This is a genomic window from Pseudomonas sp. MM227, assembly GCF_947090715.1.
In the GTDB taxonomy this organism is placed as follows: Bacteria; Pseudomonadota; Gammaproteobacteria; order Pseudomonadales; family Pseudomonadaceae; genus Aquipseudomonas; species Aquipseudomonas baltica.
In genome coordinates, this window is sequence record NZ_OX352319.1 from 889976 (window position 1) to 913900 (window position 23925).

The 23925-nt window shown below is 62.6% G+C and carries 22 protein-coding genes; 13 read left to right on the forward strand and 9 right to left on the reverse strand.

Going from position 1 to position 23925, the window contains the following annotated elements:
• Position 1: 1 nt before the first annotated feature.
• The 13 genes from fdx (at position 2) to ONG87_RS04020 (ending at position 12223) form a co-directional block, all read left to right on the forward strand.
• The gene (gene fdx, locus ONG87_RS03960; protein ID WP_122479549.1) at positions 2-343 is read left to right on the forward strand and encodes an ISC system 2Fe-2S type ferredoxin; all 342 of its coding nucleotides are present in this window, start codon (positions 2-4) and stop codon (positions 341-343) included.
• Positions 344-356: 13 nt separating this feature from the next.
• Positions 357-557 carry a Fe-S cluster assembly protein IscX gene (gene iscX / locus ONG87_RS03965; RefSeq protein WP_122479548.1) on the forward strand — a complete coding sequence of 67 codons (201 nt, stop codon included), beginning with the start codon at positions 357-359 and terminating at the stop codon, positions 555-557.
• An 88-nt stretch (positions 558-645) separates the two neighbouring features.
• Entirely contained in the window at positions 646-1071 is a 426-nt protein-coding gene (ndk, locus tag ONG87_RS03970) for a nucleoside-diphosphate kinase (protein WP_043186559.1), read from the forward strand.
• A gap of 28 nt (positions 1072-1099) precedes the next feature.
• Positions 1100-2248, forward strand: coding sequence for a 23S rRNA (adenine(2503)-C(2))-methyltransferase RlmN (gene rlmN / locus ONG87_RS03975; RefSeq protein ID WP_122479547.1), 1149 nt, complete (start codon positions 1100-1102; stop codon positions 2246-2248).
• A gap of 14 nt (positions 2249-2262) precedes the next feature.
• Positions 2263-3018 carry a type IV pilus biogenesis/stability protein PilW gene (gene pilW, locus ONG87_RS03980; protein WP_043186565.1) on the forward strand — a complete coding sequence of 252 codons (756 nt, stop codon included), beginning with the start codon at positions 2263-2265 and terminating at the stop codon, positions 3016-3018.
• The gene (locus tag ONG87_RS03985; RefSeq protein ID WP_192104258.1) at positions 3015-3998 is read left to right on the forward strand and encodes a RodZ family helix-turn-helix domain-containing protein; all 984 of its coding nucleotides are present in this window, start codon (positions 3015-3017) and stop codon (positions 3996-3998) included. Before pilW ends, ONG87_RS03985 begins: the two co-directional genes overlap by 4 nt.
• Before the next feature lies 1 nt (position 3999).
• Positions 4000-5109, forward strand: a complete 1110-nt coding sequence (ispG, locus tag ONG87_RS03990; RefSeq protein ID WP_122713484.1) for a flavodoxin-dependent (E)-4-hydroxy-3-methylbut-2-enyl-diphosphate synthase — start codon at positions 4000-4002, stop codon at positions 5107-5109.
• A 22-nt stretch (positions 5110-5131) separates the two neighbouring features.
• Complete coding sequence (gene hisS / locus ONG87_RS03995) at positions 5132-6421, forward strand: histidine--tRNA ligase (RefSeq protein ID WP_122479544.1); 1290 nt, start codon at positions 5132-5134, stop codon at positions 6419-6421.
• A gap of 42 nt (positions 6422-6463) precedes the next feature.
• Complete coding sequence (locus tag ONG87_RS04000) at positions 6464-7105, forward strand: tetratricopeptide repeat protein (RefSeq protein WP_122479543.1); 642 nt, start codon at positions 6464-6466, stop codon at positions 7103-7105.
• The gene (gene bamB, locus ONG87_RS04005; RefSeq protein ID WP_122479542.1) at positions 7098-8252 is read left to right on the forward strand and encodes an outer membrane protein assembly factor BamB; all 1155 of its coding nucleotides are present in this window, start codon (positions 7098-7100) and stop codon (positions 8250-8252) included. Before ONG87_RS04000 ends, bamB begins: the two co-directional genes overlap by 8 nt.
• A gap of 120 nt (positions 8253-8372) precedes the next feature.
• Complete coding sequence (gene der / locus ONG87_RS04010; protein WP_122479541.1) at positions 8373-9836, forward strand: ribosome biogenesis GTPase Der; 1464 nt, start codon at positions 8373-8375, stop codon at positions 9834-9836.
• 441 nt (positions 9837-10277) lie between these two features.
• A complete protein-coding gene (locus ONG87_RS04015; protein WP_264382260.1) occupies positions 10278-11426 on the forward strand; it encodes a pyridoxal phosphate-dependent aminotransferase in 1149 nt (382 codons plus the stop codon).
• On the forward strand, positions 11423-12223 hold the full coding sequence (locus ONG87_RS04020) for an amidohydrolase (protein WP_264382822.1): 801 nt from the start codon (positions 11423-11425) through the stop codon (positions 12221-12223). Before ONG87_RS04015 ends, ONG87_RS04020 begins: the two co-directional genes overlap by 4 nt.
• A gap of 206 nt (positions 12224-12429) precedes the next feature.
• Here ONG87_RS04020 and leuA read toward each other — a convergent pair whose 3' ends face one another.
• The 9 genes from leuA to ONG87_RS04065 all read right to left on the reverse strand — a co-directional run bounded on the left by leuA (position 12430) and on the right by ONG87_RS04065 (position 23785).
• Positions 12430-14100, reverse strand: coding sequence for a 2-isopropylmalate synthase (leuA, locus tag ONG87_RS04025; protein WP_264382261.1), 1671 nt, complete (start codon positions 14098-14100; stop codon positions 12430-12432).
• Positions 14101-14483: 383 nt separating this feature from the next.
• Positions 14484-15305 (reverse strand): M23 family metallopeptidase, encoded by an 822-nt coding sequence (locus ONG87_RS04030; protein ID WP_185794069.1) that lies wholly within the window; start codon positions 15303-15305, stop codon positions 14484-14486.
• Positions 15306-15308: 3 nt separating this feature from the next.
• Positions 15309-16688, reverse strand: a complete 1380-nt coding sequence (gene xseA, locus ONG87_RS04035) for an exodeoxyribonuclease VII large subunit (protein WP_122479737.1) — start codon at positions 16686-16688, stop codon at positions 15309-15311.
• 93 nt (positions 16689-16781) lie between these two features.
• Complete coding sequence (locus ONG87_RS04040; RefSeq protein WP_122479535.1) at positions 16782-17750, reverse strand: peptide ABC transporter ATP-binding protein; 969 nt, start codon at positions 17748-17750, stop codon at positions 16782-16784.
• On the reverse strand, positions 17750-18718 hold the full coding sequence (locus ONG87_RS04045; RefSeq protein ID WP_122479534.1) for an ABC transporter ATP-binding protein: 969 nt from the start codon (positions 18716-18718) through the stop codon (positions 17750-17752). The genes ONG87_RS04040 and ONG87_RS04045 overlap by 1 nt, the downstream gene beginning before the upstream one ends.
• Before the next feature lie 10 nt (positions 18719-18728).
• Positions 18729-19640, reverse strand: coding sequence for an ABC transporter permease subunit (locus tag ONG87_RS04050; RefSeq protein WP_049861914.1), 912 nt, complete (start codon positions 19638-19640; stop codon positions 18729-18731).
• Between the two features lie 10 nt (positions 19641-19650).
• Positions 19651-20661: an ABC transporter permease subunit gene (locus tag ONG87_RS04055; RefSeq protein WP_122479533.1), complete on the reverse strand. Its 1011-nt coding sequence runs from the start codon at positions 20659-20661 to the stop codon at positions 19651-19653.
• A 76-nt stretch (positions 20662-20737) separates the two neighbouring features.
• Positions 20738-22333: an ABC transporter substrate-binding protein gene (locus ONG87_RS04060; RefSeq protein ID WP_264382262.1), complete on the reverse strand. Its 1596-nt coding sequence runs from the start codon at positions 22331-22333 to the stop codon at positions 20738-20740.
• Between the two features lie 72 nt (positions 22334-22405).
• The gene (locus ONG87_RS04065; protein ID WP_122479531.1) at positions 22406-23785 is read right to left on the reverse strand and encodes an OprD family porin; all 1380 of its coding nucleotides are present in this window, start codon (positions 23783-23785) and stop codon (positions 22406-22408) included.
• Between the last annotated feature and the right edge of the window lie 140 nt (positions 23786-23925).

Here is a 23925-nt window from a genome sequence, read left to right on the forward strand (position 1 = left end):
GATGCCGAAGGTGACTTTTCTGCCCCACGCCGAGCATTGCCCGGACGGCATGGTGGTCGAAGCTGAAACTGGCCGGTCGCTGCTCGACGTTGCCCACGATCATCATATCGAGATCGAGAGTGCCTGTGGCGGCGTGTGCGCCTGCACCACCTGCCATTGCGTGATCCGTGCCGGTTTCGACACGCTGGAAGAGGCCGACGAGCTGGAAGAGGATTTCCTCGATCGCGCCTGGGGCCTTGAGCCGACGTCGCGCCTGAGCTGCCAGGCCAAGGTCGGCACCCAGGACATCACCGTCGAGATTCCCAAGTACTCGCTCAATCACGCCGCCGAAGCGCCGCACTGACCGAGGAATCGTCATGAGCTATGGTTGGAATGATGTACAGCGGATCGCCGAGGAGCTGGAAGAACGGCATCCGGAACTCGATCCGTATTCGATCGGCTTCACCCGCCTGCAGCAGATGATCAAGGCGCTGCCCGATTTCGACGACGCCTCCGGTCGCGTCGGCGAGAAGGTGCTCGAGGCGGTGCAGACCCTCTGGGCTGCCGAAAAGGACTGATCGATTTGCAGGTTAGGCAATACCCCGGAACCCGCGTATAATTCGCGGGTTTAATTTTTCGCTTCAATCACTGTTTCTGGAGTTTCACATGGCTGTTCAACGTACTTTCTCCATCATCAAGCCCGACGCTGTCGCCAAGAACGTCATCGGCGAGATCACCACTCGTTTCGAAAAAGCCGGCCTGCGCGTCGTTGCCTCGAAACTCAAGCAACTGTCCAAAGCCGAAGCCGAAGGCTTCTACGCCGAACACAGCGCTCGTGGCTTCTTCGGTGAGCTGGTTGCCTTCATGACTTCCGGCCCGGTCGTCGTCCAGGTTCTGGAAGGTGAAAACGCCATCGCTCTGAACCGCGAACTGATGGGTGCTACCAACCCTAAAGAAGCTGCTGCCGGTACCATCCGTGCCGACTTCGCCGAATCCATCGACGCCAACGCCGTCCACGGTTCGGACTCCGAAGCTGCTGCTGCCCGCGAAATCGCATACTTCTTCGCTACTACCGAAGTAACCACTCGCTAAGCCACGGCCAACGAGTGAAGGTGAACCCATGACTGATATGACTGGCAAGACGAACCTGTTGGGTCTGACTCAACCGGAAATGGAACAGTTCTTCGACTCGATCGGGGAGAAGCGCTTTCGTGCCGGTCAGGTCATGAAGTGGATTCACCATTTTGGCGTGGACGATTTCGATGCCATGACCAACGTCGGCAAGGCCCTGCGCGAAAAGCTCAAGGCCTGTGCCGAGATCCGCGGCCCCGAAGTGGTCAGCGAGGACATCTCCACCGACGGCACCCGCAAGTGGGTGGTGCGCGTGGCGTCCGGCAGCTGCGTCGAGACCGTGTACATCCCCCAGGGCAAGCGTGGCACCTTGTGTGTGTCGTCCCAGGCGGGCTGTGCGCTGGATTGCAGTTTCTGCTCCACCGGCAAACAAGGCTTCAACAGCAACCTCACCGCCGCCGAAGTCATTGGCCAGGTGTGGATTGCCAACAAATCCTTCGGCAGCGTCCCGGCGACCGTCGACCGTGCCATCACCAACGTGGTGATGATGGGCATGGGCGAGCCGCTGCTGAACTTCGACAACGTCATCGCGGCCATGCGCCTGATGATGGATGACCTGGGCTATGGCATCTCCAAACGCCGGGTCACCCTGTCGACCTCGGGTGTCGTGCCCATGATCGACGTGCTCGCCGATCACATCGACGTCTCCCTGGCCCTGTCGCTGCACGCGCCCAACGACGCGTTGCGCAACCAGTTGGTGCCGATCAACAAGAAGTACCCGCTCAAGATGCTGCTCGAGTCGTGCCAGCGCTACATGTCGCAGCTGGGCGAGAAGCGCGTGCTGACTATCGAGTACACCCTGCTCAAGGACGTCAACGACCAGCTCGAGCATGCCGTGGAAATGGTCGAGTTGCTCAAGAACGTGCCCTGCAAGGTCAACCTCATTCCGTTCAACCCGTTCCCGCATTCCGGCTACGAGCGCCCGAGCAACAATGCGATCCGTCGTTTCCAGGATCACCTGCATCAGGCTGGCTTCAACGTCACCGTACGCACCACCCGTGGCGAGGACATCGACGCGGCCTGTGGCCAGCTGGTGGGTCAGGTCATGGACCGCACGCGCCGCAGTGAACGCTACATCGCCGTGCGCCAATTAGGCGCTGAGGCCGATATGCCGCAAACTGCCGCGAATCGGAACTGAACGAGAGGAACCCCATGACCCTGCGCGCTGCGCTGCTGATCGTATTCGCCTTGCTGACCGGCTGCGTCACCACGGGCAAGGTCAATCCGATGGACACCAGCAAGGGGCGGGACGAGGCACGTCAGGCATACGTGCAACTGGGCCTGGGCTACCTGCAGGAAGGCAGTACCGAACGGGCGAAGATTCCCTTGAAGAAGGCTCTGGAGCTGAACAGCTCCGACGCCGACGCCAATGCCGCACTGGCCCTGGTGTTCCAGGCGGAGATGGAACCGGAGCTCGCCGAGCAGCATTTTCGCAAGGCTTTGAACGCTCGCAGCGATGCCCGTATCCTGAACAACTACGGCAGTTTCCTGTACGAGCAGAAACGCTACAAGGAAGCCTATGAACTGTTCGAGAAGGCCGCCGCCGATACGCTTTACCCGGAGCGTTCACGGGTCTTCGAGAACCTCGGCATGACCGCAGTGGCCCTTGGGCAACGCGAGGTGGCACAGCAGAACCTGGAGAAGGCCCTGCGGCTCAACCGTCAGCAGCCCCGTGCATTGCTGGAAATGGCCGAGATGTCATACCAGGACATGCATTATGTGCCGGCCAAGGAGTATTTCGACCGGTTCACCCAGTTGAGCGAGCACACCGCGCGCAGTCTGCTGCTTGGCACGCGTCTGGCGAAAGTCTACGAAGACAAGAACAAGGCCGCCAGTTATGGCCTGCAACTCAAACGGCTTTATCCCGGTACGCCGGAATATCAGCAATACCTGTCGGAGCAAAGATGAAAGCGGCGCATCCCGAAGTAGCAGCAGGCTCTCGTGTAAACCCCGGCGATACCTTGCGTCAGGCCCGCGAAAGCAAAGAGTGGTCGTTGCCTGAGGTGGCCGCCCGGCTCAATCTCACGCCCACCTCGCTGGCCAACCTGGAAGCGGGCGCGTTCGACAAGCTGCCCGGGCACACCTTTTCCCGTGGCTACATCCGCGCCTATGCCAAGTTGCTGGGCCTGGATCAGGCAGTACTGGTGCAGGCGTTCGACCAGTACACGGGCACCAATGCGCAGGGCAGCAACGTGCATGGCCTGGGTCGCATCGAAGAACCATCGCGCCTGGCTCACAACCTGCTGCGCATCGTCAGCCTGATGCTGGTACTGGCGCTGGTGGGTGGCGGTTTCCTCTGGTGGCAGGACAAGACCACCGCGCGGGGCACCGATCCGACCAACGTCGCGCTGGAGCACGTCGAAGTCGAAAGCGCCGATGGCACCACCCAGATCCATCCGCTCGACGAGCCTGAAGACCAGGCGGTCGTGGCTGCGCGCGAAGGCGAGCCGACGGCCTTGAGCCTGAACCAGGGCCAGGCCCCGGTCGACCCGGCCACCACCGGTACGCCTGCCGCCACGGCGCCGCAGCCGCCGGTTGCGGCGCAGACACCAGCGACCGTTGCCGCGCCGAGCCCGAGCAGCGCCCCGACTAGCAGTGCTGCCGCCCCGGCTGCCGTCCCTGCGCCCATTGAGGCTCCAGTGGCCGGGCAAGGCCAGGTCGGGATCAACTTCGTCGCCGATTGCTGGACTCAGGTCAGTGATGCCACCGGCAAGGTCCTGTACAGCGGTCTCAAGCGTTCCGGCGAGAATCTTCAGGTCGGCGGCAAGCCGCCGTTCGCCATACGCCTGGGCGTGGCCAATGCCGCCCAGGTGACTTACAACGGTCAAGCGGTGGATGTCGCGCCCTTTACCAAGGGCAATACTGCTCGCATGAAGCTGGGGCAATAACATGCACGGTGAATCTCCGATCAAGCGCCGCGAATCGCGCAAAATATGGGTTGGCTCGGTACCGGTGGGGGGCGATGCGCCCATTGCCGTGCAAAGCATGACCAATACCGATACCAATGACGTCGATGCCACCGTGGGGCAGATCCAGCGTCTGGTCGATGCCGGTGCCGACATCGTGCGCGTGTCCGTGCCCGACATGGACGCCGCCGAGGCGTTCGGTCGCATCAAGCAGCGCGTCAGCGTGCCGCTGGTGGCAGACATCCACTTCGACTACAAGATCGCCCTGCGCGTGGCCGAACTGGGCGTGGACTGCCTGCGCATCAACCCCGGCAACATCGGTCGCGAAGACCGCGTGCGCGCCGTGGTCGATGCCGCCCGCGACCGCGGGATCCCGATCCGTATAGGTGTCAACGCAGGCTCGCTGGAAAAGGACCTGCAGAAGAAGTACGGCGAGCCGACGCCCGAAGCGCTGGTCGAGTCGGCGCTGCGTCACGTCGAGCATCTGGTGCGCCTGGATTTCCACGATTTCAAGGTCAGCGTGAAAGCGTCCGACGTGTTCATGGCCGTCGACGCCTATCGCCTGCTCGCCAAGCAGATCATCCAGCCCTTGCACCTGGGCATCACCGAGGCCGGTGGCCTGCGCTCCGGCACGGTCAAGTCGGCGGTCGGTCTGGGCATGCTGCTGGCCGACGGTATCGGCGACACCATTCGCATTTCGCTGGCAGCCGATCCGGTGGAGGAAGTCAAGGTTGGTTACGACATCCTCAAGTCGTTGCGCCTGCGTTCGCGTGGCATCAACTTCATTGCCTGCCCCAGCTGTTCGCGACAGAACTTCGACGTGGTCAAGACCATGAACGAACTGGAAGGGCGTCTCGAAGACCTGCTGGTGCCGCTGGACGTCGCGGTCATCGGTTGCGTGGTCAACGGACCGGGCGAGGCCAAGGAGGCCCATGTCGGTCTGACTGGCGGTACGCCAAACCTGATCTACATCGACGGCAAGCCGTCACAGAAACTGACCAACGACAATCTGGTGGATGAGCTCGAAAGGCTGATCCGGCAGAAGGCAGCGGAAAAGGTCGAAGCCGACGCGGCGTTGATCATTCGCGGCTAACCGGGATTTCTAAGGATATTTTGTGAGCAAGACTCTGCAAGCCATTCGTGGCATGAACGACATCCTGCCCGAGCAGACGCCACTGTGGCGCTACTTCGAAGGCACCGTGGCCGGTTTGCTGGACGGCTACGGCTACCGCCAGATCCGCATGCCCATCGTCGAGTTCACCGACCTGTTCAAGCGTTCCATCGGCGAAGTCACCGATATCGTCGAGAAAGAGATGTACACCTTCGAGGATCGCAACGGCGATTCCCTCACCCTGCGCCCGGAAGGCACCGCAGCCTGTGTCCGCGCAGTGCTCGAGCATGGCTTGAGCGGTGGTGGCCAGGTGCAGAAACTCTGGTACATGGGGCCGATGTTTCGCCATGAACGGCCGCAGAAAGGGCGCTATCGCCAGTTCCACCAGATCGGCCTGGAGGTGTTCAACCTCGACGGCCCGGACATCGATGCCGAGCTGATCGTGCTGACCTGGCGGCTGTGGAAGCTGCTGGGGATCCGTGACGCGGTCACCCTGGAACTCAACAGCCTGGGCACCAGCGAAGCCCGCGGTCGCTATCGCGAGGCGCTGGTGGAGTTTCTCACCGCGCACCTGGACCAGATCGACGAAGACAGTCAGCGCCGTCTGAAAACCAACCCGCTTCGCGTGCTCGATACCAAGCACCCGGAAACCCAGGCGGTGCTGGTCAACGCACCGAAGCTGGCCGATTATCTCGACGACGAGTCGCGCGTGCATTTCGAAGGTCTGAAGGCGCGTCTGGACGCCGCCGGCATTCCCTACGTGATCAACCCCAAGCTGGTGCGTGGCCTGGACTACTACAGCAAGACCGTCTTCGAATGGGTCACCGACAAGCTGGGCGCCCAGGGCACCGTGTGTGCCGGTGGCCGCTATGATGGCCTGGTCGAACAGATGGGCGGCAAGCCGACACCTGGCGTGGGCTTTGCGATGGGCATCGAGCGTCTGATCCTGCTGCTCGAAACCTTGGAGCAGGTCCCCGAGTCGATTTCCCGACAGGTCGATGTGTATCTGTGTGCATTTGGCGAGCAGGCCGAGCTGGCAGGTCTGACCCTGGCCGAGCGGCTGCGCGACGAAGTGCCTGGGCTGCGCTTGATGGTCAATGCCGGTGCCGGCAGCTTCAAGAGTCAGTTCAAGAAAGCCGACAAGAGCGGTGCGTTGCATGCCTTGATCCTGGGGGACGACGAACTGGCCCAACAAGTGGTAGGTTTCAAACCCCTGCGCGGCCAGGGCGAACAACAGAACATTGCCTGGTCGGCATTGGCCGATCATCTGGCGACCTGCGTTGTGCAGGGCTGAATCAAGCAAGCATCAAGCATTTGCGCGAATAGGAGCATTGGGGTGTCGAGTACCGAAGACGAACAAATGGGCGAACTCAAGGACTGGTGGCAGCGTAACGGCAAGCCCTTGGTGACCGGTGGCCTGCTGGCCCTGGTCATCGTGTTCGGCTGGCAAGCCTGGACCCGATACCAGAGCAACCAGTCGCAGAGCGCTTCCAACCTGTACCAGCAGTTGCTGGAAGCCAGCCTGACCCCGACCGGCAAGCCCGATACCGCCCAGGTGGCGGATCTGGCCGGCAAGCTCAAGAACGAGTTCGGCGGTACTGCCTACGCGCAGTACGCCAGCCTGTTCCTGGCCAAGGCTGCCGTCGATGCCGGCAAGCTCGATGACGCTGCAGCCGAGCTCAAGACGGTGGTCGACAAGCCAGCCGACACCACCTTGGGTGAGGTTGCGCGTCAGCGCCTGGCACAGGTCATGGCCGCGCAGAACAAGGCCGAAGACGCCTTGAAGCTGCTCGACGGCGACACCGACAAGGCCTTCCTGGCGGCCCGCGAAGAGCTCAAGGGCGACCTGCTGGTGCAACTGGGCCGCAGCGACGACGCTTATGCCGCCTATCAAAAAGCCAAGGCTGCGCTGTCCGATGAAGCGGCGGTGGGTGGCCTTCAAATCAAGCTCGACGACCTGGCCAAAGGGGATGCGTGACGTGATCCGTTGGAAACATGCAGCATTGCTGGCCCTGGCCTTGATGGCCGTGGGTTGCAGCAGCAACAGCAAGAAGGAACTGCCACCGGCCGAGCTGACCGACTTCAAGGAAGAAGTGTCCTTGCAGAAGGTCTGGAGCCGCGGTATCGGCGATGGCCAGGGCAAGACCTACAACATGCTCGTGCCGGCCGTCGAGAACGACCGTATCTACGCCGCCGATGTAACCGGTGAAGTGGTCGCGATGAACCGCATGACCGGTGACGTGTTGTGGAAGAAGGATCTGGACCAGCCGGTTTCCGGTGCCGTCGGTGTGAGCTACGGCATGGTGACCCTGGGGACCCTGCGTGGCGACGTGATCGCTCTGGACGCCGATACCGGCGAACAGCGCTGGAAGGCGCGGGTGAACAGTGAAGTGCTGGCGCCACCGGCCAACAATGGCAACGTCGTTGTAGTGCAGACCCAGGATGATCGCCTGATCGGCCTGGATGCCAGCACTGGCGACCAGCGCTGGCTATACGACAGCACCCCGGCGGTGCTGACCCTGCGCGGTACGGGCGCGCCGCTGGTGACCAACCAGCTGGCGATTGCCGGGCTGTCGACCGGCAAGGTCGTGGCACTCGACATCTCCAACGGCGTGCCGGTCTGGGAAGCGCGGGTTGCCGTGCCCCAGGGCCGCTCCGAGCTGGATCGGGTGGTCGATATCGACGGCGGCCTGCTGCTGTCCGGCGGCACGTTGTATGTGACCACCTATCAGGGCCGCATGGCCGGCCTGGACCTGGAAAGCGGGCGCGTGCTGTGGCAGCGTGATGCCTCCAGCTACGCAGGTGTCGCGCAGGGCTTCGGCAACGTCTACACCAGCCTGGCCTCGGGAACCGTGGAGGGCGTCGACGAGCGTTCCACCACCGCCCTGTGGAGCAACGACCAGCTGGCTCGTCGTCAGTTGTCGGCGCCCGAAGTGTTCTCCAGCTACATCGCAGTGGGCGACCTGGAAGGTTATGTCCATCTGTTGAGCCAGGTCGACGGTCGTTTCGTCAGCCGCACCCGGGTCGACAGCGATGGCGTGCGGGCTCGCCCGCTGGTCGTCGGCGACATGCTTTATATTTTCGGCAACAGTGGCAAGCTGGAAGCCCTGACCGTCAAGCAGTGATTGACTATGCTTGCTGACACCCGCGGGTGTCGGCAAGCCGCTTCCTTTGAAGCGCCTCGAACTCCGGCCGCTGCCTGCAGCGGCCTTTGTATTTTCTGAATCAACGCAGTGGAGAGCCGCATGGTTCCCGTAATCGCCCTGGTGGGCCGACCCAACGTCGGTAAATCCACCATGTTCAACCGCCTGACCAAGAGCCGTGACGCCATTGTCGGCGACCTGTCTGGTCTTACCCGTGATCGCCAATACGGTGAGGCGCGCTGGCAAGGGCGTTCCTACATTCTGGTCGACACCGGTGGTATTTCCGGTGACGAGCACGGCATGGACGAAAAGATGGCCGAGCAGTCGCTGCTGGCCATCGAAGAAGCCGATGTCGTGATGTTCCTGGTCGACGCGCGCGCCGGTTTCACCGCCGCCGACCAGATGATTGCCGAACACCTGCGCAAGCGTAACAAGCGCTCGCTGCTGGTGGCCAACAAGGTCGACAACGTCGACCCGGAAATGGCCAAGGCCGAATTTGCCCCGTTGGGCATGGGCGATGCCATCCCCGTGGCTGGTGCCCAGGGCCGTGGCCTCAACACGTTGCTCGAAGCTGCCCTGGGCGAGTTTCCGCGCGACGATGACGAAGTCGACCTCGAAGCCGATGTGGCCGAAGGCGAGGAAGCCGTGCGCATCCCGGGCCCGAGCGAGAAGGATGGCATCAAGATCGCCATCATCGGTCGGCCCAACGTTGGCAAGTCGACCCTGGTCAACCGCATGCTCGGTGAAGACCGGGTCATCGTCTATGACCAGCCGGGCACTACCCGCGACAGCATCTACATTCCCTTCGAGCGCAACGAAGAGAAATACACGCTGATCGACACGGCCGGTGTGCGCAAGCGCGGCAAGATCCACGAGGAAGTCGAAAAGTTCTCGGTGGTCAAGACGCTGCAGGCGATCAAGGACGCCAACGTGGTGATCTTCGTCATGGACGCGCGCGAAGGTGTGGTCGACCACGACTTGAACCTGCTGGGCTTCGCCCTGGAAACCGGTCGTGCCATCGTCATCGCGCTGAACAAGTGGGATGGCATGCAGCCCAGCGAGCGCGACTATGTGAAGGTCGAGCTGGAGCGGCGGTTGTTCTTCGTCGACTTTGCCGACATCCACTTCATTTCGGCGCTGCACGGCACCGGCGTGGGTAACCTGTACGCGTCGGTGCAGGCTTCGTTCAAGTCGGCGATCACGCGTTGGCCCACCAGCCGCCTGACGCAGATCCTCGAGGATGCGGTGCAGGAGCACCAGCCGCCAATGGTCAACAGCCGCCGCATCAAGTTGCGCTACGCGCACTTGGGTGGTGCCAACCCGCCGTTAATCGTGATCCACGGCAACCAGGTGGAGCGGGTGCCCAAGTCGTATGTGCGCTATCTGGAAAACACCTATCGCCGGGTGCTCAAGCTGGTCGGTACGCCGATCCGTATCGAGTTCAAGGGTGGCGAGAACCCGTACGAGGGCAACAAGAACACCCTCACCGATCGGCAGGTCAACAAGAAGCGCCGCCTGATGTCGCACCACAAGAAGGCCGACAAGAAGCGCCGCGACAAGCGTTGATACACCGTGGTGACGCCGGACGCGGCTCGCGCCGCTGCTACAGGAAAATGTGCAACCCGTAGCAGCGGCGCAAGCCGCGTCCGCGGTGGATGCGGTCCATCAGACACACCACGCCCCCCGTAGCAGCGGCGCAAGCCGCGTCGGCGGTGGATGCGGTCCGTCAGACGCACCACGCCCCCGTAGCAGCGGCGCAAGCCGCGTCGGCGGTGGATGCGGCCCGTCAGACACACCACGCCCCCTGTAGCAGCGGCGCAAGCCGCGTCGGCGGTGGATGCGGTCCATCAGACACACCACGCCCCCCGTAGCAGCGGCGCAAGCCGCGTCGGCGGTGGATGCGGTCCGTCAGACACACCACGCCCCCCGTAGCAGCGGCGCAAGCCGCATCGGCGGTGGATGCGGTCTGCCTGCTACACTGGAGGACGGTTTTCCAGGGAGCAGCTCATGATCAGCAGCAAGCTGCCGAATGTCGGCACCACCATCTTCACCACCATGTCGCAACTTGCCGCACAAATCGGCGCGTTGAACCTGTCCCAGGGTTTTCCGGATTTCGACGGTCCGCCCGCCCTGCTCGAGGCGGTCGGTCGACATGTGCTGGCAGGCCACAACCAATACTCGCCCATGACCGGCCTACCGGCCCTGCGCGAACAGGTGGCGATCAAGGTCGAGCGTCTGTACCGGCGCACTGTGAACGCCGAAACCGAGATCACCATCACACCGGGCGCCACCCAGGCAATTTTCTGCGCGATCCAGGCGGTCATTCGCCACGGCGATGAAGTCATCGTGTTCGATCCCTGCTACGACAGCTACGAACCCTCGGTCGAGCTGGCTGGCGGCACCTGCGTGCACGTGCAGCTGGATGCCGATAACTTCACCATCGACTGGCAGCGGTTGAGCGATGCCATTACCGCGCGCACACGCATGATCATCATCAACACGCCGCATAATCCCAGCGGTGCCTTGATCAGTGCTGCGGAACTGGACCGATTGGCGGCACTGATCGCCGACCGCGACATCTACATACTCAGCGACGAGGTCTATGAGCATCTAGTGTTCGACGGCGTCGCTCACGCCAGCGTGCTCGCTCATGAACGCTTGTATGAGCGCGCGTTCGTGGTCAGCTCGTTCGGCAAGACCTACCACGTCACGGGCTGGAAAACCGGCTATGTGATCGCACCGCCGGCCCTGAGCCGGGAACTGCGCAAGGTGCACCAGTACGTCAGCTTCTGCGGGGTCACGCCGCTGCAGTACGCGTTGGCCGACTACATGGCCGCACACCCTGGACATGTGGATGAGCTGCCGGCGTTCTATCAAGGCAAGCGTGATCTGCTCTGCGACCTGCTGGCGGATTCCCGCTTCACGTTGACACCCACGCCCGGTACCTACTTCCAACTGGTCGACTATTCGGCGATCCGGCCCGACTTGAGCGACGTCGACATGGCGCTGTGGTTGACGCGCGAGCATGGGGTAGCGAGCATTCCGGTGTCGGTGTTCTATCGCACCCCGGTAGCGGATCAGCGCCTGATCCGGTTGTGTTTCGCCAAACGTGAGGAGACGCTGCGCGAGGCAGCGAGCACATTATGCCGAATATGAGTGAAGCGACTGTTGTCGAGCATGCCCCGGAACTCAAGCTCGCATTGGTGCAGACCCAGCTGGCCTGGCACGACCGCGAAGCCAATCTCGAGCACTTCGATGCCTTGCTCGAGCACGCGCGGGGTGCAGATCTGGTGGTCCTGCCGGAGATGTTCACCACAGGGTTCTCGATGGAGTCCGAAAGCCAGTGCGAGCCGGAGAATGGGGTGACTCACGGCTGGCTGTTGGCGTGGGCCGACAAGCTCGACGCGGTAGTGACCGGCAGCGTGATCGTCCAGGCTGCAGACGGCAGCTATCGCAACCGCCTGTTGTGGGCGTGCCCGGACGGCCAGATGCTGTATTACGACAAGCGCCATCTGTTTCGCATGGCTGCAGAGCACGAGCACTACAGTGCTGGGGAGCACCAGGCGGTGTTTTCCGTGAAGGGCTGGCGCGTGCGTCCGTTGATCTGCTACGACCTGCGTTTTCCAGTGTGGAGCCGCGATGCCCAAGGCACTGACCTGCTGCTGTACACCGCCAACTGGCCGGGCGCGCGACGCATGCACTGGAATCGCCTGCTGCCAGCTCGGGCAATCGAGAACCTGTGTTACGTAGCCGCAGTGAACCGCGTGGGCACCGATGGCAAGGGCTTTGCCTACACAGGCGACAGCCAGGTGTTGGACTTTCAGGGCGAGAATCTGCTGAGCGCTGGCGAGGCCGACGGGGTCTTCCACGCAAGCCTAAGTACCGAAGCGTTGCGCGCCTACCGCGGCAGGTTCCCGGCCCATCTGGACGCTGACGAATACGAGCTGCGCTAGGAACGCTCATGCCTGACACGCCGCGGTGCGTTTTTCGCGGCCGATGATTCGATAGTTTGTAGGAGCGGTCTGTGGCCGCGAAGGGTTCATGGCGTTATGCCTGACACACTGCGGTGTATTTTTCGCGGCCGATGACCGCTCCTACGGGGTAGCGCACGCATAAAAAAACCGGCCCTGAAGGGCCGGTTCTTGTGCGACTACCCATATCAGGCAGCTTTCGCTTCCTGCTGGCTCAGCGACCGGTTCAGCGCGCTGAACAAGGCCTTGAAGCTGGCCGTGGTGATGTTTTCGTCCACACCCACGCCATGCACGGGACGGCCACCGGCCACCCGCAGCTCGATGTAGGCTGCGGCCTTGGCGTTCGTGCCTGCGCCGATGGCGTGTTCGTTGTAGTCCATGATCTCGACGGCGATTGGCATGGAGGCGACCAGCGCTTCCAGCGCGCCGTTACCCTTGCCACGCCAGTGTTGGGTTTCTCCGTCACTGTGCACTTCGACGTCCACGGCACTGTTGCCGTTTTCTTCCTGCAACCGATGACTGATCAGCGCGTAAGGCGTGTTGGCCTGCAGATACTCTTTACGCAACAAGGCGTAGATCTGCTGGGCGGTCATCTCGAGGCCCAGGCGGTCGGTTTCACCCTGTACCACCTGGCTGAACTCGATCTGCATGCGGCGCGGCAGGCTGATGCCGTATTCCTGTTCCAGCAGGTAGGTGATACCACCCTTGCCCGACTGACTGTTCACGCGGATGACCGCCTCGTAGCTGCGACCGATGTCGGCCGGGTCGATCGGCAGGTAAGGCACTTCCCACAACGTGCCTTCCTTCTGCTGGGTGAACCCCTTGCGGATGGCATCCTGGTGCGAGCCGGAGAACGCGGTGTGAACCAGATCGCCCACGTACGGATGACGAGGATGCACCGGCAATTGGTTGCACTCTTCGACCACCTTGCGGATACCGTCGATGTCGGAAAAGTCCAGCTCGGGATCGACGCCCTGGGTGTACAGGTTCAAGCCGAGGGTCACCAGGTCGACGTTACCGGTACGTTCGCCGTTGCCGAACAGGCAGCCTTCGACGCGATCCGCGCCGGCCATCAGACCCAGCTCGGTCGCAGCCACGCCGGTGCCACGGTCGTTGTGCGTGTGCAGGCTCAACAGCACGCTGTCGCGACGGTTGATATGGCGGCCGAACCATTCGATCTGGTCGGCATAGATGTTGGGCGTGGACACCTCCACGGTGGCCGGCAGGTTGAGGATGACCTTGTTCTGCGGGGTGGGATTCCACACCTCGATCACCGCATCGCAGACTTCCTTGGCGAACTCGAGCTCGGTGGCGCTGAAGGTTTCCGGCGAGTATTGGAAAGTCCACTGGGTTTCAGGCTGCTGGGCTGCGTATTTGACGAACAGCTTGGCGGCATTTACCGCGATGTCCTTGACGCCCTGCTTGTCCTGGTTGAACACGATCTTGCGGAAGGACGGCGACGTCGCGTTGTACAGGTGAACGATGGCCTTCTTGGCGCCCTTGAGCGATTCGAACGTGCGCGCAATGAGGTCTTCGCGGGCCTGGGTCAACACCTGAATGGTCGTGTCGTCCGGGATGTGGCCCTCTTCGATCAGGGTGCGCACGAAGTCGAAATCGGTCTGCGAGGCGGAGGGGAAGGAGGCTTCGATTTCCTTCACGCCAACGGCGACCAGGGTTTTCCAGAAGCGCAGCTTCTTTGCCGCGTCCATGGGCTCGATCAGCGATTGATTGCCGTCTCGCAGGTCGGAGCTGCACCAGATAGGGGCCACCGTGATGGCTTTCGACGGCCAGGTGCGGTCGGGCAGGTCGATAGTCGGGAACGCACGGTACTTCTGCGACGGATCTTTGAGCATGGACATGGTGAAAATCCTTGGTGAGCAGCCTGGGGAAAGGGCCTGCCGGTCATTCGAATGGTGAAGAGGCGAGGCGACGCGTTTCAGCCAGGCAGTCGTGCACTGACCAGGCAGAGGCTGCGGTGTTGGCGGAGCTGGATGAGGGTGTGTGCAGTGTTCATGACCCCAACCCTAACCAGTGGGGTGAAAAATGGCAAGGGTATTGAGAAAAATGGTAGGAGAGTTGGGTATCTTGGGGCAGGCGAGATTTTATTGCTGAATATTTGGAAAGGGGTGCCAGAGATTGCGTGGCTTTAAGGGGCGGCGCAATGCGCTGGGTCGACGGTGCGGCCTTCGCGGGCAGAGCCCGCTCCCACAGGTCAAGCAGTGCTGAGAGGATTTCCGGTGGGTCAAGGCTGAAAGGCGTTGATGAAGATCGCCGGATCGACCCGCGCATCGTTGAGGCTGATATTCCAGTGCATGTGCGGTCCGGTCGCGCGGCCGGTGGAGCCGACCCGGCCGACCACTGCACCGCGTGCCAGGCTTTGCCCGACCTTCACGTCGATCTTGGACATGTGACAGAACATGCTGATGAAGCCCTGCCCATGGTCGACGAACACGGTGTTGCCATTGAAGAAGTAATCACCCACCAGAATCACCTTGCCATTGGCAGGGGTCTTGATCGGCGTGCCGGCCGGCACCGCGAAATCCAGGCCCGAGTGCGGATTGCGCTCCTCGCCGTTGAAGAAACGCCGCACGCCGAACTTGCTCGACAGCGGTCCGCTGACAGGCTTGTCCAGCAGCAGGTTGCTCGGCGTGCCAGCGCTGAAGCTGCGATAGGCGCGCAGCTGCTCGGCCAGTTCGCCGTCGATGCGTTTGATGTCGGCCGGGTTGGGGTTGACCTGCCGTGTATTCTTCAAAGTGATGCGCTGTTCCGGGTACTGTTTGCTGCCCACCTGAAAAGCGACGGTGCGCCCGGCCACACTCAGCTGCGCCGGGCCCGGCTTGACCGTCAATGGAATACCTACGATGGCCCGCCAAGTGCCTTGCTCGTTGACGACCAGCACCTGCCTGCCATCGTAGGTGGCCTTTGGTGCCTGGCTGGCGCTGCCCAGATCGACCACCGCCACGCCGCCGGGCACCGGTTTGTTCAACAGCCGGGTGATGTAGCTGTCCGCCTGGGCGAACGAAGACAGGCATATCAGCAGGGCGACAACGAGAAAACGCGGCATGGATCAGTCCAGTAGGGAAAGGGTAACGGGCGTGAGGTGATTGTCCTCGACGCGCACTGCAAGCTCGCCTTCGCCCAGCCTTGCGATCAGGCATTGACCGCGCTGGGTCTGCTCGGCGCTGCGGATGGCCTGACCCCGCTCATCGAGCAAGATGCTGTAGCCGCGTCCGAGGGTCGCCAATGGGCTGACCACGTGCAGGGTCTGCACCTGGCTCTGCAGCAACAGGCGGCGCGCCTTGAGGGTGTCGCGCATGGCCCGCGGCAAACGCTCGGCCAGGCCATCCAGGCGCTGTTTGAGCAGCCGCAGGACTCGGTCCGGATGCTGCCCGGCCAGCCGCGTCTGCAACTGTGCCAGGCGGTGCCCGCGCGCGGTCATCTGCCGCTCGAAGGCACGGCGCATGCGCATGTCCAGGTCATCCAGGCGCTGTGCCTGTTGGCGCAGGCGCTCGCCGGGATGGCGCAGGCGACGGGTCAGCCCTTCCACACGCAGGCGTTCGTGGGCCAGGCGATTGTGCATGCGCAACACCAGGCGCCGCTGCAGGCTGTCGAGTCGGCGCTGCAGGTCGCCGGCATCCGGGGCCAGCAGTTCGGCGGCTGCCGAAGGTGTCGGGGCACGCACGTCGGCCACGAAGTCGCTGATGGACACATCGGTCTCGTGACCCACGGCGCTGACGATCGGCGTCACGCAGGCATCGACGGCGCGCGCCACGGCCTCTTCGTTGAAGCACCAGAGATCCTCCAGCGAACCGCCGCCACGGGCGAGGATGATCGCGTCGAACCCGCGCGCATCGGCCAGGCGCAGGGCGCGGACGATCTGCGCAGTGGCTTCGCGGCCCTGCACGGCGGTCGGGATCAGGGTCAACTGGATCTGCGGGGCGCGGCGACGGAACACGCTGATGATGTCGCGGATTACCGCGCCGGTCGGCGAGCTGACGATCCCGATGCGTTGCGGGTGAGCCGGCAGCGCGACCTTGCGTTCGCTGCTGAACAGGCCTTCGGCATCGAGCTTGACCTTGAGCGCATCGAACGCCATGCGCAGCGCGCCGTCGCCGGCGGGCTCCACGGTATCGAGGATCAATTGATAGTCGCCACGGCCTTCGAACAGCGAGACCTTGCCACGCACCTTTACCGCTGCGCCGTCCTTGAGGACCTGGCGCACGCGTTGGGCGTTCTGCCTGAACAAGGCGCAGCGTACCTGCGCACCACTGTCCTTCAGGGTGAAATAGACGTGGCCGGACGCCGGACGCGCCAGGTTGGAGATTTCACCTTCGACCCAGATGTTGCTGAAGACGTCTTCGAGCAATACGCGGGCGCGGCCATTGAGCTGGCTGACGGTGATGACCTCGCGATCGAGGTTGAGGCGGGCGAAGGGGTCTTTGATCATGTTCGGCATCATAGAGACATTCGTCTGCGGATGCACTGGGAGGAAGGGGAGGCAAAAGGCCTCTTCGACAGTGAGCGAAGAGGCCTTGAAGCGTTACAGGAACTGTTCGGCGTAATGACACGCCACTTGCCGCGTATCCACCGGCCGGAACGCCGGTATTTCCGTGCTGCAGCGTTCGGTGGCGTACGGGCAACGCTTGTGGAACGCACAGCCCGACGGCGGATTCAACGGGTTGGGCAATTCGCCGACGATCTTGATCTTGGGCTTGAGCGGATCGGGCTTGATGGTCGGCGTTGCCGACAGCAGCGCCTGGGTGTACGGGTGCAGAGGCCGGGTGTAGATGTCCTCCTTGGGCCCCATTTCCGCTGGCCGGCCCAGGTACATCACCAGCACCTGATCGGCCACGTGACGCACCACCGCCAGGTTGTGCGAGATGAACACATAGGCCGTGTTGAACTCCTGCTGCAGGTCCATGAACAGGTTCAGCACCTGCGCCTGGATCGACACGTCGAGTGCCGAGGTCGGCTCATCGGCGACCAGCACCTTTGGCTGCAGCATCATGGCACGAGCCAGGGCAATACGCTGGCGCTGACCACCGGAGAACATGTGCGGGTAGCGCTGGTAGTGCTCGGGCCGCAGGCCGACCTGTTGCATCATTGCCTGGACCTTCTCGCGTCGCTCGGCCTTGCTCAGCGAGGTGTTGATGAGCAATGGCTCACCGAGCTGATCGCCGATCTTCTGCCGCGGATTGAGCGAGGCATAGGGGCTCTGGAAGACCATCTGCACGTCTTTGCGCAATTGCTTGCGCTCGGCCTTGCTGGCGCCGGCGACTTCCTGGCCGGCGATCTGCAGCGACCCGGACGAAGGCTCTTCGATCAAGGTCAGCGCGCGAGCCAGGGTCGACTTGCCGCAGCCCGATTCACCGACCACGGCAAGGGTCTTGCCGGCTTCGAGCTCGAAGGACACGCCATTGAGGGCGCGCACCACGGCATCAGGCTTGAACAGCCCGGCCGAGACGTTGTAGTGGCGAGTAAGGTCGCGGGCGGTCAGTACGACGCTCATTACGCCACCTCCTGATTGAGTGGGTAGAAACAGCGCGCCAGGCTCTGGGTTTTCTGATCCAGGGCAGGGCGTTCGGTACGGCAGTTTTCACGCACGTAGGGGCAGCGTGGCGAAAGCAGGCAGCCCTGCGGACGGTCGTAGCGGCCCGGGACGATGCCGGGCAGGGTGGCCAGGCGTTCGGCGCCCTCGCTGTGCTCGGGGATGGCCATCAGCAGCGCTTCGCTGTAGGGGTGCGCAGGGATATCGAACAGTTGCGGCACATGGCCCACCTCCACCGCCTGGCCGGCGTACATCACGCACACGCGCTGGGCGGTTTCGGCCACCACGGCCAGGTCATGGGTGATCAGGATCAGGCCCATGTTCTGCTCTTGTTGCAGGTTGAGCAGCAATTCCATGATCTGCGCCTGAATGGTCACGTCCAGGGCGGTGGTGGGTTCGTCGGCGATCAGCAGCTTGGGTTCGCCGGCAATCGCCATGGCGATCGCAACGCGCTGGCTCATGCCACCGGACAGTTGATGGGGGTAGGCATCCAGACGGCTTTCCGCCGCAGGAATTTCCACCTTCTTGAGCAGTTCCAGGGCCCGCTGGCGCGCGGCCTTGCCGGACATGCCCAGATGCTGGCGCAAGACCTCCTCGATCTGGAAGCCCACGGTGTAGCTTGGGTTCAGGGCGGTCATCGGATCCTGGAAAATCATCGCCAGGTCCTTGCCGACCACCTTGCGCCGTTGCCGTGCGTTGAGCTTTAGCATGTCGTGGCCGTCGAACAGCAGCGAGTCGGCCGTGACGATGCCGGGCGCGTCGATCAGGCCCATCAGGGCCATCATGGTCACCGACTTGCCCGAACCCGACTCGCCGACGATGGCGAGCACTTCGCCCTTGTCCACGCTGAGGTCCAGACCGTCGACGACCGGCACAGCCTTGGCGTCGCCAAAGCGCACGTTCAGGTTGTTGATATTCAAAAGTGACATGGTCGGCTCCTCAGGCGGCGTTCTTGAGTTTGGGGTCCAGCGCATCGCGCAGCCCGTCGCCCATCAGGTTGATTGCCAGCACGCTGAGCAGAATAGTCAGACCCGGCAGGCTCACCACCCACCAGGCGCGTTCGATGTAGTCCCGCGCCGAGGCCAGCATGGTGCCCCATTCCGGCGTCGGCGGCTGCACGCCCAGGCCCAGGAAGCCCAGCGCAGCGGCGTCGAGAATCGCCGAGGAGAAACTCAAGGTGGCCTGCACGATCAGCGGCGCCATGCAGTTGGGCAGCACGGTAATGAACATCAGGCGTGGCAGCGTTGCCCCGGCCAGCCGCGCGGCGGTCACGTAGTCGCGGTTCAGTTCACCCATCACCGCAGCGCGGGTCAGGCGCACGTAGGAAGGCAGCGACACCACGGCAATGGCGATCACGGTGTTGATCAGGCCAGGGCCGAGAATGGCGACGATGGCCACTGCCAGCAGCAGCGACGGCAGCGCCAGCATGACGTCCATCAGGCGCATGATCGACGGCCCGAGGATACGCGGGAAAAAGCCGGCCAGCAGACCCATGAGGATGCCCGGGATCAGTGACATCACCACCGACGACAGGCCGATCAGCAGCGACAGCCGCGAACCCTGGATCAGGCGCGAAAGCAGGTCGCGGCCCAGTTCGTCGGTGCCCAGAATGAACTGCCACTGGCCGCCTTCCAGCCATACCGGCGGGGTCAGGAGAAAGTCGCGGTACTGCTCGCTGGGGTTGTGCGGTGCCACCCAGGGCGCGAACAGCGCGCAGAAGACGATGATCAGCATGAACACCAGGCCGGCCACGGCGCCCTTGTTCTTGGCAAAAGCCTGCCAGAATTCTTTGTACGGGGAGGGATAGAGCAGGCTCTGATCCACCGCTACCGTTTCGATTTTCGTAGTCATGGATAGGGTCTCAGCGCTGATGACGGATGCGTGGGTTGGCTAGGCCGTAGAGGATATCCACGACGAAGTTGACCAGGATCACCAGGCAGGCGATCAACAGGATGCCGTTCTGCACGACAGGGTAGTCACGGGCGCCGATGGCCTCGATCAGCCACTTGCCGATGCCCGGCCAGGAGAAAATGGTTTCGGTCAGTACCGCACCGGCCAGCAGCGTGCCGACCTGCAGGCCGAACACCGTCAGCACCGGAATCAGCGCGTTGCGCAGGCCGTGCACGAAGACCACGCGGGCCGGCGACAGGCCCTTGGCGCGCGCCGTGCGCACGTAGTCCTCGCGCAGCACTTCGAGCATCGAGGAACGGGTCATGCGCGCGATCACCGCAAGCGGGATGGTGCCCAATACGATGGCCGGCAGAATCAGGTGGTGCAGAGCATCCCACCAGGCGCCTTCGTCTTCGCTGAACAGCGTGTCGATGAGCATGAAGCCGGTTTTCGGCTCGATGTCGTACAACAGGTCGATGCGCCCGGAGACCGGCGTCCAGCCCAGGGTCACCGAGAAGAACATGATCAGGATCAGGCCCCACCAGAAAATCGGCATGGAATAGCCGGCCAGGGAGATGCCCATGACCCCGTGATCGAACAGGGAGCCTCGCTTGAGTGCGGCGATTACCCCGGCGAGCAGGCCCAGAATGCCGGCGAAGATCAGCGCGGCAATGGACAGCTCCAGGGTGGCCGGAAACAGTGCGGTGAACTCGGTCCACACGCTTTCACGGGTCCGCAGCGACTCGCCCAGGTTGCCCTGGGCAAGGTTGCCGATGTAGTCCAGGTACTGGGCATACAGGGGCTTGTTCAGACCCAGGCGTTCCATCGCCTGTGCGTGCATTTCGGGGTCGACCCGACGCTCGCCCATCATCACTTCGACAGGGTCACCGGGAATCAGGCGTATCAACGCGAAGGTCAATAGCGTGATGCCGAAGAAAGTGGGGATCAGCAATCCCACACGTCGGGCAATAAAACTAAACATCGTGCGTAGTACCTCATCAGCCGGTTAGGCATGCCCCGCGTCCGCCCGGATGGGCGCCGAAGCGGGGCGTCTTTTTCTACTTCACCTGGGTGGTGGCGAAGTTATTATTGGTCATCGGGCTTATGTGGAAGCCTTCGACGTTCTTGCGCATGGCCGAGAACAGGCGTGGATACGCCAGGCTCAACCAGGGTTGCTCTTTGAGAAAAATGACCTGTGCCTGTTCGTAGAACGCCGCGCGCGCCGCCGGTTCAGTGGCTTCGCGGGCCTTGTTCACCAATGCATCGAACTCCGGGTTGCACCAGCGAGCGGCGTTTTCGCCGTTCTTCGCCGCTTCACACGTCAGGTTCGGGCTGAGAAAGTTGTCCGGATCGCCGTTGTCGCCGGCCCAACCGTAGAAGGCCAGGTCATGTTCGCCCAGTTTCAGGCGCTTGATCAACTCGCCCCACTCCAGCACGCGAATATCCAGCTTGATGCCTACCTTGGCCAGGTCCGCCTGGAGCAGCTGCGCCGCCAGGCTGGAATTGGGGTTGGTCGGGCTGCTGCCATTGCGCGCAAAGATGGTGAACGACGTACCTTCCGGAACGCCGGCTTCCTTGAGCAGCGCCCGGGCCTTGGCCGGATCGTAGGGCAAGTCCTTCAGGGAATGATTGTAGCCCAGTAGGGTGGTCGGGTAGGGGCCCACGCCCGGCGTTGCGTTGCCTTCGCCGAACAGAGTACGGACGAAGGTCTGCTTGTCGAAGGCCATCTGGATGGCCTGGCGCACGCGCACGTCGCTCAGGTACTTGTGGGTGGTGTTGATGGCCACGTAGCTGGTCATCAGGGCGTCCATTTCCGCGATCTTGAGCTGCGGGTCGGCCTTGATGCCCGGCACGTCGTCCGGCTTGGGGTACACCGCGACCTGGCATTCGTTGGCGCGCAGCTTCTGCGCCCGCACGTTGTTGTCCACGGTGATGGCGAAGATCAGCGGGTCGGCCGGTGGCTTGCCGTTGTAATAGTCGGGGTTGGCCTTGTAGCGAACCTGGGCGTCCTTGCTGTAGCGCACGAACACGAAGGGGCCGGTGCCGATCGGCTTGCTGTTCAGCTCGGCGGTCTTGCCGGCCTTGAGCAGCTGGTCGGCATATTCGGCGGAATAGATCGAGGTGAAGCCCATTGCCATGTCGCGCAGGAAGGGCGCCTCTGGGCGCTTGAGCACGAAACGCACGGTCAGCTCGTCAAGCTTGTCGATGCTCTGGATCAACTCACCCATGCCCATCGATTCGAAGTACGGATAGCCCATGGTCGATTTGTCATGCCAGGGGTGGTTGGCATCGAACTGGCGCATGAAGCTCCACAGCACGTCGTCGGCAGTGAGGTTGCGGGTCGGCTTGAAGTAGTCCGTGGTATGGAACTTCACGCCCTCGCGCAGGTGGAAAGTGTAGGTCTTGCCGTCTTCGCTGATGTCCCAGCTTCGTGCCAGGCCGGGCTGGATATCGGTGCTGCCCGGCGTGAAGTCGACGAGGCGGTTGAACACCGTTTCGGCTGAGGAGTCGGCTGTCACCGCACCGGTGTACTGAACGATATCGAAACCTTCGGGACTGGCTTCGGTGCAGACCACCAGCGGTTTGGCACTGGCGCCCAGGCTCATGCCGAGCAGGGCGGCGGCTACGGCAGCCTTGAGTGATAGCGTTTTCATCGTTGCCCTCGCAATCGCACGTAAGCGTAGTCGCTGCCCGTGATTCGGCGAACCACGGGCAGCGCTCGCCGATCAAAGAATCTGGAACGGAATGGTAGTGACGATGCGCAGCTCGTTGAGGCTGCCATCGACCTGATTGGCGCTGGCGCGGTGGGCACTGTAGGTCGCGCGAATGGTGCTGGCCTTCAATGGCCCGCCCTGCACGGCGTATGAGGTGCCGAAGCCGTACTCGTAATGGCTTTCGCCGTCCTGAGCCTGAATGCCGTCATAGCCGCCACCCTTGTAGCGCGTGCCATCGATGCCCCAGCCGCGCGCGGTGTAGACGCTGAACTTGAGCCCCGGTACGCCATAGCTGGCCATGTCCAGCCCGTAGCCGACCTGGAACGATTTTTCGTTCGGGCCGTTGTAGTCGGAGAACAGCGAGTTGGCCAGGAAGATGGCGTTGGTCTCGTGCAAATAGTCGAAGTATTCGTCGCCGTTCACTTCCTGGAAGGCCAGGGTCAGGCTGTGCGCCTTGTGCGTCGCGGTCAACGACAGGCTGTAGGTGTCGTTGTCGATGGCACCCATCTTGGCGCTGCCCGCATCCTTGGTCTTGTAATAGTTGAACCCGGTGCTCAGGCTCAGTACCGAGGCATCCCCCAATTCATGGGCTGCGCCGAAATAGTACTGGTTCCAGAGATCCTTGACGTTGGACGCGTACAGGCTGGTGGTCAGGCTTTTCAGCGGCTGGTAGTTGAGGCCGAAGATGTTGACCTGATCGGTAGTGGTGCCGTTGCCGTACTCGGTCCTGAATTTGCTCAGGCCCTGCTCGGTGCGCGGCGACACCCGGCTGAACGTACCGAGGTCGAAATCGAGGTTGTCGAACTCGGCGCTGTGCACGCTGACACCCTCGAAGCTGGAGGGCAGGGCACGGTTGCCGATGAAGGCCAGCACCGGTGTGTTCAGCGATTGCCGCCCGGCGGTCACCACCGTGTTTGAAACCCGTGCCTTGAGGTTGGCCAGGCCTGCCTTGGTCCACTGGTCGACCACTTCGCCGTCGTGGTCGGTCAGGGTGCGGTTGCCGCCGCCAGCCACGCGGCCTTTGCCTTGCTCCAGAGCCACGGTGTTGTAGGCCGCCACTTCGGTACTGAAACCTACCGTGCCTTGGGTAAAGCCCGAGGTGTAGTTGACGATGGTGCCCTGTACCCAGGTGTCGCGGCTGCCGGTGCGTTCGGTGGCGCCGTTGCCTTTGTTGATGCCCCAGGTCAGGCCGCGCTTGCCTTTTTCCTTGGCGAACCAGTTGCGCGTCGAGCCGGTCAGGCTCGAGTCCTCGATGAAGCCCTGGGCTTCATCCTGGGCGCTGCTGGTCTTGACGCTGAGAGGGACGAAAGCCTGGCTGACTTCTTCGGCCAGGGCCAGGGGCGTGAAACCGCTCAAGGACAACGTGAGTACTGCTCTCTTGGTGATTTTCAACTGAAGCTCCTTACATTTTTTGGTTTTATTGCCGCTTTATCGAGGCGGCTTGTGCCCAATCCATGGCGGGTGGTGACAGTTGCAAACGTTTGCTTGCTCTTTTTTGCCAAAAGCTCCCCGAACCCATGGCACGACCATGG